23 protein-coding genes and 2 tRNA genes are annotated in these 13,867 nt (G+C 29.5%); 8 read left to right on the top strand and 17 right to left on the bottom strand.

Annotated elements, in window-relative coordinates; translation table 11 throughout:
* Positions 1–151 precede the first annotated feature (151 nt).
* On the top strand, positions 152–1,090 hold the full coding sequence (locus LQ679_RS08225) for a 1,4-dihydroxy-2-naphthoate polyprenyltransferase (protein WP_239762409.1): 939 nt from the start codon (positions 152–154) through the stop codon (positions 1,088–1,090).
* Positions 1,091–1,137: 47 nt separating this feature from the next.
* On the opposite strand, the gene LQ679_RS08220 is transcribed toward LQ679_RS08225, so the two are convergent.
* The 6 genes from LQ679_RS08220 to LQ679_RS08200 form a co-directional block, all read right to left on the bottom strand.
* Complete coding sequence (locus LQ679_RS08220) at positions 1,138–1,911, bottom strand: AraC family transcriptional regulator (RefSeq protein WP_204188728.1); 774 nt, start codon at positions 1,909–1,911, stop codon at positions 1,138–1,140.
* Between the two features lie 15 nt (positions 1,912–1,926).
* Positions 1,927–2,499, bottom strand: coding sequence for a LysE family translocator (locus LQ679_RS08215; RefSeq protein WP_239762407.1), 573 nt, complete (start codon positions 2,497–2,499; stop codon positions 1,927–1,929).
* Positions 2,500–2,607: 108 nt separating this feature from the next.
* Positions 2,608–3,336: an alpha/beta hydrolase gene (locus LQ679_RS08210; protein WP_239762404.1), complete on the bottom strand. Its 729-nt coding sequence runs from the start codon at positions 3,334–3,336 to the stop codon at positions 2,608–2,610.
* Positions 3,337–3,370: 34 nt separating this feature from the next.
* On the bottom strand, positions 3,371–3,838 hold the full coding sequence (locus tag LQ679_RS08205) for a GNAT family N-acetyltransferase (protein ID WP_239762402.1): 468 nt from the start codon (positions 3,836–3,838) through the stop codon (positions 3,371–3,373).
* Positions 3,839–3,905: 67 nt separating this feature from the next.
* A complete protein-coding gene (locus tag LQ679_RS14940; RefSeq protein WP_411814782.1) occupies positions 3,906–4,019 on the bottom strand; it encodes a hypothetical protein in 114 nt (37 codons plus the stop codon).
* A 191-nt stretch (positions 4,020–4,210) separates the two neighbouring features.
* A complete protein-coding gene (locus LQ679_RS08200) occupies positions 4,211–4,360 on the bottom strand; it encodes a hypothetical protein (protein ID WP_207606897.1) in 150 nt (49 codons plus the stop codon).
* Between the two features lie 214 nt (positions 4,361–4,574).
* On the opposite strand from LQ679_RS08200, the gene LQ679_RS08195 reads away from it, so the two are divergent.
* Positions 4,575–5,060: a tetratricopeptide repeat protein gene (locus tag LQ679_RS08195; RefSeq protein ID WP_239762401.1), complete on the top strand. Its 486-nt coding sequence runs from the start codon at positions 4,575–4,577 to the stop codon at positions 5,058–5,060.
* 191 nt (positions 5,061–5,251) lie between these two features.
* On the opposite strand, the gene LQ679_RS08190 is transcribed toward LQ679_RS08195, so the two are convergent.
* Positions 5,252–5,359 carry a putative holin-like toxin gene (locus LQ679_RS08190; RefSeq protein WP_103362159.1) on the bottom strand — a complete coding sequence of 36 codons (108 nt, stop codon included), beginning with the start codon at positions 5,357–5,359 and terminating at the stop codon, positions 5,252–5,254.
* A gap of 512 nt (positions 5,360–5,871) precedes the next feature.
* On the opposite strand from LQ679_RS08190, the gene LQ679_RS08185 reads away from it, so the two are divergent.
* The 3 genes from LQ679_RS08185 to LQ679_RS08175 all read left to right on the top strand — a co-directional run bounded on the left by LQ679_RS08185 (position 5,872) and on the right by LQ679_RS08175 (position 6,621).
* Positions 5,872–6,087 (top strand): hypothetical protein, encoded by a 216-nt coding sequence (locus LQ679_RS08185; protein WP_037588914.1) that lies wholly within the window; start codon positions 5,872–5,874, stop codon positions 6,085–6,087.
* 116 nt (positions 6,088–6,203) lie between these two features.
* Entirely contained in the window at positions 6,204–6,398 is a 195-nt protein-coding gene (locus tag LQ679_RS08180; RefSeq protein ID WP_239762400.1) for a hypothetical protein, read from the top strand.
* A gap of 13 nt (positions 6,399–6,411) precedes the next feature.
* A complete protein-coding gene (locus tag LQ679_RS08175; RefSeq protein ID WP_239762399.1) occupies positions 6,412–6,621 on the top strand; it encodes a hypothetical protein in 210 nt (69 codons plus the stop codon).
* Between the two features lie 169 nt (positions 6,622–6,790).
* On the opposite strand, the gene LQ679_RS08170 is transcribed toward LQ679_RS08175, so the two are convergent.
* The 8 genes from LQ679_RS08170 to LQ679_RS08135 all read right to left on the bottom strand — a co-directional run bounded on the left by LQ679_RS08170 (position 6,791) and on the right by LQ679_RS08135 (position 9,783).
* Positions 6,791–6,985, bottom strand: a complete 195-nt coding sequence (locus tag LQ679_RS08170; protein ID WP_239762398.1) for an LSM domain protein — start codon at positions 6,983–6,985, stop codon at positions 6,791–6,793.
* Positions 6,986–6,988: 3 nt separating this feature from the next.
* Entirely contained in the window at positions 6,989–7,228 is a 240-nt protein-coding gene (locus LQ679_RS08165) for a hypothetical protein (RefSeq protein WP_239762397.1), read from the bottom strand.
* A gap of 6 nt (positions 7,229–7,234) precedes the next feature.
* Positions 7,235–7,405 (bottom strand): hypothetical protein, encoded by a 171-nt coding sequence (locus LQ679_RS08160; RefSeq protein WP_239762396.1) that lies wholly within the window; start codon positions 7,403–7,405, stop codon positions 7,235–7,237.
* 357 nt (positions 7,406–7,762) lie between these two features.
* The gene (locus LQ679_RS08155; RefSeq protein WP_159315219.1) at positions 7,763–8,089 is read right to left on the bottom strand and encodes a fibrinogen-binding protein; all 327 of its coding nucleotides are present in this window, start codon (positions 8,087–8,089) and stop codon (positions 7,763–7,765) included.
* Positions 8,090–8,454: 365 nt separating this feature from the next.
* A tRNA-Ser gene (locus LQ679_RS08150) sits at positions 8,455–8,542 on the bottom strand.
* Position 8,543: 1 nt separating this feature from the next.
* A tRNA-Asn gene (locus LQ679_RS08145) sits at positions 8,544–8,618 on the bottom strand.
* A gap of 132 nt (positions 8,619–8,750) precedes the next feature.
* Positions 8,751–9,305 carry a competence protein ComK gene (locus tag LQ679_RS08140; RefSeq protein WP_037588907.1) on the bottom strand — a complete coding sequence of 185 codons (555 nt, stop codon included), beginning with the start codon at positions 9,303–9,305 and terminating at the stop codon, positions 8,751–8,753.
* Between the two features lie 112 nt (positions 9,306–9,417).
* Positions 9,418–9,783: a VOC family protein gene (locus tag LQ679_RS08135; protein ID WP_126477177.1), complete on the bottom strand. Its 366-nt coding sequence runs from the start codon at positions 9,781–9,783 to the stop codon at positions 9,418–9,420.
* Positions 9,784–10,026: 243 nt separating this feature from the next.
* Here LQ679_RS08135 and LQ679_RS08130 point away from each other — a divergent pair, with 243 nt between their 5' ends.
* Complete coding sequence (locus LQ679_RS08130) at positions 10,027–10,242, top strand: IDEAL domain-containing protein (RefSeq protein ID WP_016911637.1); 216 nt, start codon at positions 10,027–10,029, stop codon at positions 10,240–10,242.
* A gap of 73 nt (positions 10,243–10,315) precedes the next feature.
* On the opposite strand, the gene lplA is transcribed toward LQ679_RS08130, so the two are convergent.
* Positions 10,316–11,311, bottom strand: a complete 996-nt coding sequence (gene lplA, locus LQ679_RS08125) for a lipoate--protein ligase (protein WP_204252813.1) — start codon at positions 11,309–11,311, stop codon at positions 10,316–10,318.
* A 169-nt stretch (positions 11,312–11,480) separates the two neighbouring features.
* Here lplA and LQ679_RS08120 point away from each other — a divergent pair, with 169 nt between their 5' ends.
* Both LQ679_RS08120 and LQ679_RS08115 read left to right on the top strand, forming a co-directional pair.
* Complete coding sequence (locus LQ679_RS08120) at positions 11,481–11,666, top strand: YkvS family protein (RefSeq protein WP_025905642.1); 186 nt, start codon at positions 11,481–11,483, stop codon at positions 11,664–11,666.
* A gap of 2 nt (positions 11,667–11,668) precedes the next feature.
* Positions 11,669–12,274: a CPBP family glutamic-type intramembrane protease gene (locus tag LQ679_RS08115; protein WP_025905643.1), complete on the top strand. Its 606-nt coding sequence runs from the start codon at positions 11,669–11,671 to the stop codon at positions 12,272–12,274.
* A 67-nt stretch (positions 12,275–12,341) separates the two neighbouring features.
* Here the strand turns inward: LQ679_RS08115 and LQ679_RS08110 are convergent, their stop codons facing one another.
* Entirely contained in the window at positions 12,342–13,853 is a 1,512-nt protein-coding gene (locus tag LQ679_RS08110) for a bifunctional metallophosphatase/5'-nucleotidase (protein WP_037588904.1), read from the bottom strand.
* Positions 13,854–13,867: the final 14 nt, after the last annotated feature.

Genomic DNA, 13,867 nt, shown 5'->3' with positions numbered 1-13,867 from the left:
TTATTTTATCATTTTTTAAGTGAACATGCGTTAATATTGTACTTTAAATACAGAATATAAATTAAAATTTTACACAATTACAGTGATTGACCAATTGATAGCGAAAGCATATACTAATACTGTCAAAAATATAAATTTAAGAGGTAAATACATGTCACAAAATTTATCACAGCATTCAGGCTTGAAAAAATATTATCATTTGATGAGACCACATACCCTTACAGCATCATTTGTTCCTGTACTATTAGGTACCGCTTCATCAAAGATTTTTTTAACAGGTGCTGAAGCATCCATTAAAATTTCAGTCGTATTAGCAATGTTACTCGCAAGTATTTTAATACAAGCAGCAACTAATATGTTTAATGAATACTTTGATTATAAGCGTGGATTAGATGACCATACTTCTGTTGGTATCGGAGGGGCAATCGTAAGAAATGGTATGTCTCCTAAATCCGTTTATAATTTAGCGATAGCATTCTATGTTATAGCTGTCATATTAGGTATTTACATATGCATGCAAAGTACATGGCTATTAATACCAATAGGATTAGTTTGTATGGCAATCGGTTATTTCTATACAGGTGGACCAATCCCTATTTCATGGACGCCATTCGGTGAAATATTCGCTGGATTCTTCATGGGATTTGTCATTGTTATGATTTCATTCTATATACAAACAGGTACTTTAAGCTTTTATCCAGCATTATTAAGTATTCCAGTTTCTATTACAATTGGACTTATCAACTTAGCAAATAACATTAGAGACCGCGAAAAAGACAAACAAAGTGGTAGAAAGACTTACGCAATCTTAGTCGGTAAAAGACTTTCCATCATGACTATGGCAATTCTATATATTTTCGCATATGTCTTTATTATTTACTTAGCATTATTTAAACCATACGGCTCTCTATTATGGTTGCTCGTCTTAATATCTGCACCATTCCCAATCAAAGCCGTACGTCGATTTAACAAAAATGACACACCACAAACAATGATGCCTGCAATGGCAGCAACAGGTAAAGCAAACACGATCTTCGGATTGTTATTAGCACTTGGTGTATATATAAGTGGTTTATTAGGTGGATTATAAAACACCACCAAAAAAGAGGCTTGGACGATGTCCAGCCTCTTTTTGATTTATATAAGTTGGTTTAAATATTCAAAAGCTGTAATACCATATATTTTCTTGAAATTTTTGTTTAAATGAGATAAGTCTACAAACCCACAGTTTGTAACAGCAGCGTAAATATCTTTAGTCATTTCTAAATTTAATTTAGCTTGCTCTACCTTTCTATTCAAATAATATTGATAAGGTGTAAAGCCAGTATATTTTTTGAAATAGCGAATAAATTGATATTGAGTCATATTTAATTCTAGACTGATCATTTCTACATTTAATGTATCAAACAAATGGCTTTCTATAATATTCTTCGCCATATTTATAAGTCTGTTATCTTTAGGCGCTACATTGATATCATTATTCAACAAAGCATCATTAACTTGCAGTAATTGTTCTAATACATAAGCATCTTCTTGATTCGTTAAAATAGCATTAGAGAGATGGATAATTTTGTTTTTTAAATTTTGGTCATTTGATATAGGTTTATTGAAAATTACATTTTGCGGTATGTTATCATTTCCAAGAATATGTTCTCGCTCTAAATAAATCATTGTGTATTTAAGGTCTTTCTTGTCAAAAGAACTACCATCATGAATTTGTTCCGGATTAAAGAACATAACATTATTAGGATAGGATAAATATTCAGCACCATCTAAAGTATAGTGTTGAATACCATCTAATGTTACACCAAGTGCATATTCTTTATGCGCATGTTTTTTATATTTAAACTCGCTCATTTGAGCTAATAATGCTGTAACACCTATACGCTTTTTATACAAAAAATTATCCATATAACCCCTCCTTATCTATAACCAAATTAATAATGTCGCCATAACTAGTGCCATTGACATAACAACATTAAAAACTTTCAAATGTTGATCTATAAATCTTTTCAGAACCGTACCGAATAATAGCCAAGACGCAAATGCTAAAAATCCAATAATCGTTATGATAGTTACATTAAGAAACACATCGTTAAAAGTAGAGTCTGCTTTTAAAACAAAGCTCGGTAAAACCGTTAAACAGAATAATACAACTTTAGGATTTAGAAATTGCATAACAAACCCTGATGTAAAGTTACCGTAATTTGTATCATTATGTGATTTTGACGCGTTTAAAATCTGATATGCCAAATATAACATATATATTGTTCCAATAATTTTCATCGTAAATATGATATTTGGCATAATGTTTACGAGTATTGTATTAAATATTGCAGATAATAACAAAATTAAAAAGAATGCTACCGTTGAACCGTACGTATACTGTAAAGCTTTTTTAGTACCGTAATTTTGAGTTGTCGTTAATATTACGATATTTGTAGGTCCAGGTGTGAAAGTAATCATAAAACAGTAAAATAAAAATGATAATGTACTCATCGAATCCCTCCAATATCTTTGTATTTTCTCAATAATGTCAAAATTGATATAGTACAAAATTGCATTCACATAAAAATAAGACCACGCCAACTAAATGTTGGCGTGGTCTTATTTTTTTAAGAACTCAAGAATATCGTTTTCAATTTGTTCTTTATCGTCACTTCTTGTCATTAAATGTGTTGCATTTTTATAGGCTGTTAATTCTTTATGTTCTGATGCTATATCATGATATATTTTCTCAGCACTATCTTGATAGAATGTTTGATCTAATTCTCCATACTTTATAGAGATAGGTATATTTACTGCGTCTAAATGATTCATAATATCCTCTATAAATGATGTAAAAAGACGTGTACCTTCATCATAATCATCAATGAGTGCAAGTTGACGTTTCCTTTCATCTTCATCTAAACCTTGGATCTGATTAATTCTTTCTCCATAATGATAAAGCCTTCTTTTAATATCTTTATTAGTTCTATTATGAGGTGTGGACATTGCTATACATTTCTTCACATCAAATGTTTCGACAAGTTTTAAAGACATAAGCGCACCTAATGAAACTCCAAGCACATGAATGGTTTCATATCCATTATCCTTTAAATAATGATAACTCTCTTGTACCTGCTCCCACCAATCATTTGTCGTATAGGCTAATAAACCTTCTAAACTTAATCCATGTCCTTTATAAGCTGGAATATAGCAAGTATATCCCGCTTCGTTTAGAAACTCTGCTAAAGCTTTTACATCTCTTACTGTACCTGTAAAAGAATGCAATAATATAACCGCTTCATCTCCACCTTCTAAAAATACATTTTGAGATTCTTTCAATTTCAACAATCAAATCACTCCGATTTCAATTTCGATATCACTATTATAACGCTTTTTCCATATAATAGTTTGTCGTTTCAAATCCCATTTTTTTATATAACTCATACGCAATTTGATTATGACCGAAAACATGGAGTCGAATACTTTTAATGTCATGTTCCTTGCAATACTCATCTAAAGCTTGCATCGTCATTTTACCTAAACCTTTACCTCTTTCAGATTCGTCAATTTTAATATCATAAATAAAACTCTTTAATACATGATCTTTCTCGAAAACATGTAGCCATAAAATACCTACCTTATCTCCTTCATTAAAGATATTAAAAATTTTATGACCTTCCGTATGTAAACCATCAGGTAGAAGTTTCTTAAAATATGCTCTACCTCTCTCATCCGCTTCTTCAACAGACCAAGAACCACTTTTCACTTGTTCATCAGCAAATTCTTTCAAAGAAACCTCATAAAAATCATCAAAGTCCTGCATTTCCATTAATCTTAATTCAACAGTCATATAATCCCCTCCACTCTCTATATTTAGGTTCATTATACACTTCTATAAATTAGAAACAAAAATACAATTATTTGTTTAACCACTTAATAAACCAAATCCCCAAAATTAAAATACTCACAGCAACAAGCGATTCAATCTTCTCTTTCTTCGTCGTTTTACGAATACTTATACTTAGTTTCATATCAAACACACCCCTTAATTATTTTTTTACAATAGACAAATATTACCAAATTGTGTTATAATTTCTTTGAAAAAGGACAACGTGTAGTAGCACGTTGTCCAATGAGCCCGTTATAAAGACGGTGACCATAAATTAAAGATTAAATAAATCATCTCTAACAGGTCTAAAGTTGTAAGAGATGGTTTATTTTTTTACTTTTGTTCTTTATCAAAAATATCTTTCTTAATGATATATTCAAAAATAATTTTTATTATTACTACACCTATTGGTAATAATACATAGTGTGTATTATTGTCATGGTTGCCAATGTGTTGATCATACATACTTAATATAAAATACATAACAAAACAATAAATAAGACATACTACAATTCCCGTTTTATTTATTTTCCTTTTCAACTTTCCTTCTCCTTTCTATAAAACGAAAATTAGCTCTTTTTATTTATTATAATTATTGGTTGTAATTTGTAAATATATTTTACATAAATTGGATATAATAAAGTGTATGGATAAGATTAAATAGATAGTGTAATATTATCTTATTGGAGGGGTTATGATGACGCATACGATAGACGAAGTTATCGAATTAAGATCAAAGAAAGAATATATAAAAGCAAAAGAAAAAATGGAAGATATATTAAGTAAGGATCCTAACAATGCATATTACAATTATCAAATGGCATGGTGTCTAGATAATTTAGGAATCGAACACGAGGCTATTAATTATTATCATAAAGCTATTAATAACAATTTAGACCTAATATATCTAAAAGATGCTTATATAGGTTTAGGAAGCACTTATAGAAGTATTGGCAAATACAAAGAAGCTGAGCAGATTTTAAATGAAGGATTAACAAAATTTGAAGACAGCCCTGTATTAAAAATATTCCTTGCTATTACACATTATAATATGAATAAGAATCAGGAGTCTGTTTCACTATTAATTGATACATTGCTAACAAATGATGATAATACTGAGATTCACGAATATAAAAATGCTTTGAAATTTTACAATGAAAATCTAGATAAAATATTCAACTGATATCGTGAAATTCACACGTAATAATCCGACTACAAAATAGACAAATTCTACCAAATTATGTTATAATCCAATTGAAAAAAGGACAACGTGCTCCAACACGTTGCCCCATGAGCCCGTTTTAAAGACGGTGACCGTATTTATAAATGATAGAATAAATCATCTCAAACTAGTCAAAAGTTGTAAGAGATGGTTTATTTTTTTTGGTTCAATTTAACAATCGCGATCACTAAACCCAATAATAGTACGATAAAACTACCGAAACTAAACATTAAGTTTAGCGCTTCGCTAATCGGAACCATTAGAAGCTTCTCCTTTCTAAAGATTTAGTTGATACTTTCATAAGCATCACCTCACTTTATACTAAGATTGGCCACCATCTATCCAACTTGCTCTGTTATATTATACCAAATTACCAGTATTTGTTATATACATTTACGACCATAATAGACAAAATATTCTAAATTATGATATTATATAATTGAATTACAACGTTATATAACACGTTGTCCTATGAGCCATCTTAAAGACTGTGACTTTATTAATTACTATAAAAATAGCCATTTAACATGCCAAAGATAGATAATGATATTTTTTAGTTTTATAACTAATTAATAATTCATAAAAATAAAGACCCTATCTTACTATGCAATATAAGTTAAGGTTATATTTTTTTACCCAGTTTTAGATTGCATTAAATTTTATTTTAAAAATATATAAAAGTATAAACCTATAAAGAATGTGTTAGTTTTATATCAAAGATATTTAACTTTCGACATAAATTGCTTCATTATTACGCAAGGGGTGATTAAAAGTGATAGAACAAAAAGATAATAATTTATCTGTAGGTATTTTTGCGGGTATTTTACCAATTTGTATTATAATCTACGCTCAATTTATCCATGCATTATTATATAGCAACTCAATGATTTTAAAATCATTTGTCGTAGTTATTTTATTCATTTTAACAACAGGAATTGTTATCTCAATTTCAAGTTTCATTTCGCAAATCAAAAAGCAACTTAAGTAAGCGTGAAAAATTTTTAAAATATCAAAGAAGCGTATAATAAATTGACTCATTTCATATTATCTTAAATAATTATGTTTTAAAGGTAAAATATATATTAGAAAATAAGGATTGGTATCATGAAAAATTATGCTCTTAATCTATTATTTATCGTTATACTTTTATTCTTTACTTTCAATTTATTAGTATTATTTAATGTCATCCAAATTAAAGAAAGTTATTCAAGAGTTTATGGCATATTTATCATTATATTTACGATACTCAATTTAATATATTTTAAAGCAAAAGAAAAACAGAGAACTAATAATAAATGAGGTGTACTAAAGAATGACTAACAAGAAAAAAGTCTTAGTTGCATTAATACCTATATATCTTTATTTTTTCATTGAAGGATTCTACGCTGTTATTTATAAAGATAACCCTATCGCTAGAGTACTAGCTGTCATTAGCATGTTGATTTTTACTATATTAATCACACTTTTCGTTTCAACTGTATTCGATCCTAGCAAACAAAATAAAAATGGTAAGATAAAATAGCAAAATTTTAAAAATAAATATTCTTTTTCAAATCTTTGAACTTTATTTTCCATACATTCTTATAATATCATCAAAAAAATTTTTACATAAAAACAAGCTATCACAACACTGTGATAGCTAAAAATTTGTCAAAAAATAGTACCATAACCATTAATTTTTTGTTAGGTGCTTAATCTAAAATTTCAATCGACTTTATTTCACTTTCATCAAAGTCGTATATTTGTATTCCTGTATCTAAATATATAGAATATTCTCCACTTTCATTATCCATTTCATCATCATAAGTTATAACTTTACCTGTGAATTGTTGACCATCATCTGCTTCAATTAATACCTTTTTTCCCTCATAAGTCCATAGTTTCATAATTTACCCCCATGCTACAAGATCAGTTTCAGGAAACTCATTATTTTTGATATATTTCTCAATTCTATAAATCGCATGCCCTAAATAGTTACTTGTATCTTGATCATATTCCGATTTTTTTGCATAGAGTATTTCACAATCATCAATTCTTATAGTAATTCTCCCTGACACTTTTTGGTCGTTAGGATAATAATCATAAGTCACATTTTTTTCATCTTTGCTGACTAACTTCAAATCTAACATTGCTTACTACCTCCTTTTTCTAATTAACTCTTCTAGTGTTTTAATTCTTTTTCTCTTTTTGTGTGTCGTTGTTTTAGTTGTTCTTTTTCTTTCAGCTATTTTTTGAAATACTTCAGCAGCATCTTTAAGTGGCATATAAGTGTCTAGAATCATTTCGTATTTCTTCAATCTTATCATCTCACTTATTCACTTTTTACTATATTATACAATTTATTCAAAATTCTTACAATAAAGCAAAAAGCTATCTAATATTACGTTAAACATTGAGATCGACATCAACAATAATCTCAAACTAAAAAAAGCCCACCTATTTCATTTAGGTGAGCTTTTGGATATTCATATAAACTTACGTTATGATTAAGAGTATTAAATTAGCCTATAAAAAAAGACCCACTAATTAAAGTGGGTCTTTATCTTGAATGAGACAATTATCTCGCCAATCAACTTAATGTATATTTAACTCTCACACATAGATATATAAAAACATAATAAATAAATAAACTAGTAAGATGAAAGTGTGAAAGAAATTTCATATTATCTTAAGTAATTATTTTTGAGTACAATGTCTATTTCTTTTTGCAACTTTTTCTTTTCTGCTGCATACGATTTACCAGCCGTTTCATGGATTCTATTTACTGCTCTTTGAGCAACTCTATGGCTTTTAATCGTTTTATCGCGTTTCAGCTTATTTACAGCTTGTTTAGCTGCCATAACCTTTTCATCTAATGATTTCTTGTAATCATAGGCATTGTATTTTACCTGAGTTTGTTCAGCTTGTTTAGCATCAGCCTCTCCTATCGAAACTGTTAGTGCCAATCCTAATGATGTAAATGCTAATAGTAATTTTTTGGATAATTGCATATGTATTCTCCTATCTATAAAGTATATGTATATTTTACAGAATGAGTAATATAATACCATTAACTATTTCTTAATTAATTATTAAATACAAATGGCACCATCAGGTTTTTGACTTGTTAAACTCCCACAAATGATTTACATACAATAATGTAGAAAAATATCAAATATCGCATTTAAGATTGTAGTAAATATCAACCACGATCTCAAACTAAAAAAAGCCCACCTATTTCATTTAGGTGAGCTTTTGGATATTCATATATAGTCACGTTGTGACCAAAAATATTAAATTCGCCTAAATAAAAAAAGAAAAAACCTTGAGTTATCAAGGTTTTTTCTTTTCACTATACGTGACTAATTAATCTGAGCGGAGATGGAGGGATTCGAACCCTCGCGCCGCAGAACGACCTACACCCTTAGCAGGGGCGCCTCTTCAGCCAACTTGAGTACATCTCCATGGCTCCACAGGTAGGACTCGAACCTACGACCGATCGGTTAACAGCCGATAGCTCTACCACTGAGCTACTGTGGAATAATTAAATTTTTATCAAGCACAAATACTATTATATCAAGCATCGTAATATTTTCAAGAGAAAACCTAAAAAAATTAACGGAACATTTACACTTTAGTTGCACTTGTTCCGTTAATATTTATTTTAATATGCTAATGTTGATTTTTCAAATACATCTTAATAACATCAAGTACACTATATCCATCTTGAGTTAAATCTATATTTGGTGTATTTAGCTGCTTAATAAAGATATTATTACGGTGATTTCTATAGTACAAACATAAACAGTTTAAGTATTGGTGATTAATTACGTGGTAGGAAATTGGAAAAACGAGGCTTTGATCTTGCTCTAAAAACATCTTGGTCTTATTACCATTATATTCTTTGAAATCTTTAACATAGAGTATATTTATCCATGTGTTGTCTATTGACCTTTCGGAACCTGTGCAGAAAAAATAAGTGGATGTAACTGCGGATACTAAAATCGGGGGTTTGCTTGTAATTCTGGTAAGCCTTTTTGTAAAAAGCTTTCTTTCATTGAAGTGTTCGCCATAAAAGCGACATGACTGATTCATAATTTCTTGAGGCTTCTGTTTAACGATGAATGGTTCTCTACCCGCTTCAGACACCTCAGTATGAATGGTGTGATCGTCTACTTTAACTCCTCTAATGTACATCGTATTTTGTTTAATTACGTATTTAGTCATAATATTCTCCTTTCAAATTTTATGTAATTACAACGAATGGATTTACATTTATTGTAATTACATAAAATATAATCTATATTTAAATAGAAGTCAATACTTTTTGAAAGAAATTCTATTGTTTTTCTATAAATTCTAATCGATTTCCAAAAGGATCTAATAAATGGATTCTATTTGCATCTGGAAAACGATTATCTGCTTTAAACTCTATTTTTTCATTCGTTAAATGTTCTTTTAAATCATCTAGATTTTCAACATTAATAGCTGGATGCGCCTTTTTTAATGGTTCGAACTCTTCTTCAATACCAATATGCAAATCAATTTGATTAATATTAAACCAAACGCCTCCATTACCTCTCAATGACTCAGGCTTTTCTACTTCTTTAAACCCTAATTGATTACAATAGAAATATCGTGCTTTATCCTCTGATCCTTTAGGTGCTGATAATTGAACATGATCCCAATTTTTTAATTGATACATAATGATTCTCCTTAAGTATTTTTGTTATATATGGTTCGACTGCTCAAAACTTTCACAACCGTATTCTGAATTGTGAGCAAAATAATTTGAAATTAGATTATAGTAACATATAATGAATTTATAGAGTAAGTTTATCACTGATTTCGAATTATAAATTTACTTTTTAAAATTTCTGAATATTCATTGCATTTAGAAAATAAATACGCTATAATTTTAACAAATAAAGTCAAGGGGTTGTTTAAAATGAAACAATATTCTCAAGTTAAGCACCAGAGTTTAGAAACTTTTGTTAATAACTTAAATGATTTATCAGTTGAGCTTGTAATTGACTCTGCTTTACGTGAAAATCGTAAAAGAGAATTAATGGTTTTAATTGATGAAGCACTTGCGAATCGTAATAATACTTTATTTGAACAATACAGTGAAGAATTAATTCAGTTGGAGGATTTACAATCGTGAGTTGTCATTTAAAATTTAACACATAATAAGAGACTACTTTTGAAAACATTCAAAAATAGTCTCTTTTATTTGTTTATAGCATTAAATTAATAATTTCTTCTTTAGCGATATCTCCAAAATAGTGATAAACATCAATATCTTTTAATGCTTCTTGAATGGATGATTTTTGATGTTGAACACCTATTAATGCTTCTTCAATATCTTTTACATCGCCGACACCAAAGAAATCACCGAATATTGCTGCGTGTTCTATTTTACCTTTTTTAACATCTAATTTAATTTGGACAAGTCCTCTATCAAATTTATGACTTCTTTCAAAGTTGTATTTAGGATTCTTACCGTAATTCCATTCCCATTTTTGGTATTTATTTTTACTTAGTTCATTAATGTTATCCCAATCTTCATCTGTTAAATGGTACTCTTCAACTTCTTCACTACCTTGTTGTTTGAAGATAGAGGTAAGTATACGTTGTTTAAATGTTTCAATATCCATTGGCTCTTCTAAGAACTCTTGTATGTTTGCGACACGTGATCTTATAGATTTAATACCTTTAGATTTTATTTTTGCTTCGTTAACGCGAAGTGCATTTACAACCTCTTCGATTTCACTATTTAACATCAATGTTCCATGTGAGAACATGCGATCTTTTTGTTTAACCATTGCATTACCTGATATTTTTCTTTCCCCGACTTGTATATCATTTCTACCAGATAATTCTGCTTTAACGCCCATTTCATTTAAAGCATCAACAATTGGTTGTGTAAATTTCGCAAAGTTATGGAAACTGTCTTCGTCATCTTTTGTAACAAAACTAAAGTTTAAATTACCTAAATCGTGATATACAGCTCCACCACCAGAAATTCTTCTTACAACTTTGATGTTGTTTTTCTCAACATACTCTTGGTTAACTTCTTCGATTGTATTTTGATTTTTCCCTACAATAATGGATGGTTGATTAATATAGAAAAGGAAATAACTATCATCTTTAGGAAGAGAAGTTAAGACATATTCCTCCATAGCTAAATTAATCATCGGATCGTTAATACCATTATTACTTACAAATTTCATTATATTTCCTCCTTCTTTTCTCCCCAAATAGCCTCAAGTATATAGTACCATATGTTTGATTAATCATATGTATGATATGTTTATGTTAAAATAGAGTATATTTGTTAATACTTTATAAACTGGGTATTATTTAGTATAATGTTTCTTAGTATTATTTAGGAGGAATAAGATGACAATCGCAGAAGTTGGAAATATCATAGAGTTTCAAGATGGATTAAGAGGTAGAGTTGAAAAAATTAATGAAAACTCAGTTATCGTAGATATCACAATTATGGATAACTTTGAAAGTTTAGAGTTACCTGAAAAAACTGTAGTGAATCATAAGCGTTATACAATAATTTCTGAAGAGGGATAATAGTGAAGAGACAAATTAATCCTCAGTTAATATGGTTCATATCTAGTTTCATTATTTTTCACATTATTTTATTCATTATGCAAGGTGAAAAAGAAGTATTCTGGTACTTATATACTGGTATTATGCTGATTGCGGGCATTAGCTATGTCTTTTATCAACGTGACATCAAATCTAAGCGATTACTTCAATCAATTGGATATGGTCTCATTGGTGCCATTATATTAGTTCTACTTCAGCTATTATTATCACAAATTTATAATGGCTTGTCATATGCATCCTTATTAAAAGAATTAATGCATGCTGGCGTATTTTATAAGTGGCAAATGCTTGTAACAATTGTTATTGCTATACCTTGTCATGAGTTATATATTAGAACAATTTTACAAAATCAGTTACAACTGAAATTTTCACAACCTATTATTGCAATCGTTGTGAGTGCCCTTGCATCTAGTTCACTATTTTTATATTTAGATAATTTAGCTATATTTATGTTTATATTTTTAGCACAACTCATATTATCTACATTGTATTTCTATACGAAAAGAATCGTAACATCTTATGTAGCTCAAATTGCAGCAATCATCATACTCGTTATCATTTTCAGCTAATACATTTAATAAAAACAACCCCCAAAAAGTTTAGCAATTATGCTAACTTTTTAGGGGTATTTTTATATTATAATACTTCAAAATGATGTTCTAAATTATATTTACCTTTTGATTCTGCCAGTTCTTCAATCATATATTCGATGACGGTCTTCTTCGCTCTCTCATACGTTGATTCAGAAATAATCTTATTAACGTGTCTAAATAAATAGTCCGTCATAATAACTGAATAAGAAGCTTCTAAATCAATATTATTTAAGTTAACTCTACTACCTACAGGTTTACTCAAATCAATCGTATATTCAAAACCTTTCCATACAGTCATAAGTGTCGGTTCTAAAATATGGTCATTATATTGAACCGTGTCCCCTTCTTTATACAGTGCTGTAGCAGTTCTTTCTATAATGCGCTTTATTTCAGCACCAGATAAATTAATTTTGACAGGTTTATCAGTATGTACATATGATTGATAAACATCTTTAACTTGTAACTCGCCACGTAAACCGTTTCCTGTCGGATTTCCAATTTGTGCACAAACAAAATCAGACGCTTTAAATGCTCTCGTCATACTTTGTTGAATACATTCCATGAACTTATGCGGTTTAATAAATAAGTCTGTTAAATGTTTATAATCTAATACAACAGGTACGTCAACAACGCTCTGTTCAGACCAATGTTGGACAGCTTTTTGGTCGAAATACGTTAGTTCCAATAAATCTCTATCTTCAGGATAACTTGAAATTTCTACGTGCTTAATAGACGTATCGATAATTTCTACTGAGTTTGCTCTTTTCTTAAATTGAATAGACATATCTACAATATTCGTAGCATCTTTACCTGGTTGTATAAACTGTGTTTCTTCGACTTTAAGATCGACGATATGTTCTTGATGACCAGTAATAATGACATTAACGCCTTCCGTACTTTTCGTCATACTTTCAGCGTTATTACTGTAATATGATCTATAATTATTTTTATCTGTATATGTGTTTAAGCCACCATGGTATAACATAATTAAGAAGTCAGGACTTTCTTTTTCATGTAAATATCTCACCCATTTTTTAGCTGTGGTCATAGACTCACCAACAAGCACTTCGTCTTCAAACTCAACGTTTTTATTTTCCATAAGGCCACTTGATGTAAATCCTATGATGCCTATTTTTATACCTTCTACATATTTAATTGTATAAGGTGTTGTAAAATATGGTTCACGAGTCTTACTATGTTCAATATTTGCTGCTAACCAAGGAAATCTGCTTAATGCGATAGATTTATTTAAGAAGTCTAAGCCAAAGTTGAATTCATCAGGGCTCACACCACTTGCATCAAATTGCATTTCATTCATCACTTTAATCATTGGATTTCTCTTGTATGGGGCAATTTGAGCATAATAAAAAGCAAACATTGAACCTGACAACATGCCACCATTATCTAACAATAAGACATGGTGATTGGTTTTGCGTTTATGTTTAACGTAAGTGGCCATCTTTAGAATGTTACCACTAATACCACTTTTTCCTATTTGTCCATGTAAGTCAGAAGTAGCTAATAAATCAATTGTTATGGTTTCATTCGTATTCAATGCTATCCCCACCT

Source organism: Mammaliicoccus sp. I-M35, from assembly GCF_022386455.1.
GTDB classification, from domain to species: domain Bacteria; phylum Bacillota; class Bacilli; order Staphylococcales; family Staphylococcaceae; genus Mammaliicoccus; species Mammaliicoccus sciuri_A.
The sequence above is the reverse complement of the archived record's forward strand: the minus strand, read 5'-3'. Positions and strand labels throughout refer to the sequence as shown.

What these genes read in the sequence shown, in the direction of transcription:
- LQ679_RS08165 (WP_239762397.1), bottom strand. Translation starts at nt 7,228, where the DNA reads ATGTTAGATTTGAAGTTAGTCAGCAAAGATGAAAAAAATGTGACTTAT.
- LQ679_RS08205 (WP_239762402.1), bottom strand. Translation starts at nt 3,838, where the DNA reads ATGACTGTTGAATTAAGATTAATGGAAATGCAGGACTTTGATGATTTT.
- LQ679_RS08135 (WP_126477177.1), bottom strand. Translation starts at nt 9,783, where the DNA reads ATGTATCAATTAAAAAATTGGGATCATGTTCAATTATCAGCACCTAAA.
- LQ679_RS08215 (WP_239762407.1), bottom strand. Translation starts at nt 2,499, where the DNA reads ATGAGTACATTATCATTTTTATTTTACTGTTTTATGATTACTTTCACA.
- LQ679_RS08170 (WP_239762398.1), bottom strand. Translation starts at nt 6,985, where the DNA reads ATGAAACTATGGACTTATGAGGGAAAAAAGGTATTAATTGAAGCAGAT.
- LQ679_RS08195 (WP_239762401.1), top strand. Translation starts at nt 4,575, where the DNA reads ATGACGCATACGATAGACGAAGTTATCGAATTAAGATCAAAGAAAGAA.
- LQ679_RS08120 (WP_025905642.1), top strand. Translation starts at nt 11,481, where the DNA reads ATGACAATCGCAGAAGTTGGAAATATCATAGAGTTTCAAGATGGATTA.
- LQ679_RS08140 (WP_037588907.1), bottom strand. Translation starts at nt 9,305, where the DNA reads ATGACTAAATACGTAATTAAACAAAATACGATGTACATTAGAGGAGTT.
- LQ679_RS08225 (WP_239762409.1), top strand. Translation starts at nt 152, where the DNA reads ATGTCACAAAATTTATCACAGCATTCAGGCTTGAAAAAATATTATCAT.
- lplA (WP_204252813.1), bottom strand. Translation starts at nt 11,311, where the DNA reads ATGAAATTTGTAAGTAATAATGGTATTAACGATCCGATGATTAATTTA.
- LQ679_RS08155 (WP_159315219.1), bottom strand. Translation starts at nt 8,089, where the DNA reads ATGCAATTATCCAAAAAATTACTATTAGCATTTACATCATTAGGATTG.
- LQ679_RS08200 (WP_207606897.1), bottom strand. Translation starts at nt 4,360, where the DNA reads ATGTATTTTATATTAAGTATGTATGATCAACACATTGGCAACCATGAC.
- LQ679_RS08180 (WP_239762400.1), top strand. Translation starts at nt 6,204, where the DNA reads ATGAAAAATTATGCTCTTAATCTATTATTTATCGTTATACTTTTATTC.
- LQ679_RS08130 (WP_016911637.1), top strand. Translation starts at nt 10,027, where the DNA reads ATGAAACAATATTCTCAAGTTAAGCACCAGAGTTTAGAAACTTTTGTT.
- LQ679_RS08175 (WP_239762399.1), top strand. Translation starts at nt 6,412, where the DNA reads ATGACTAACAAGAAAAAAGTCTTAGTTGCATTAATACCTATATATCTT.
- LQ679_RS08190 (WP_103362159.1), bottom strand. Translation starts at nt 5,359, where the DNA reads ATGGTTCCGATTAGCGAAGCGCTAAACTTAATGTTTAGTTTCGGTAGT.
- LQ679_RS08220 (WP_204188728.1), bottom strand. Translation starts at nt 1,911, where the DNA reads ATGGATAATTTTTTGTATAAAAAGCGTATAGGTGTTACAGCATTATTA.
- LQ679_RS08160 (WP_239762396.1), bottom strand. Translation starts at nt 7,405, where the DNA reads ATGATAAGATTGAAGAAATACGAAATGATTCTAGACACTTATATGCCA.
- LQ679_RS14940 (WP_411814782.1), bottom strand. Translation starts at nt 4,019, where the DNA reads ATGAAACTAAGTATAAGTATTCGTAAAACGACGAAGAAAGAGAAGATT.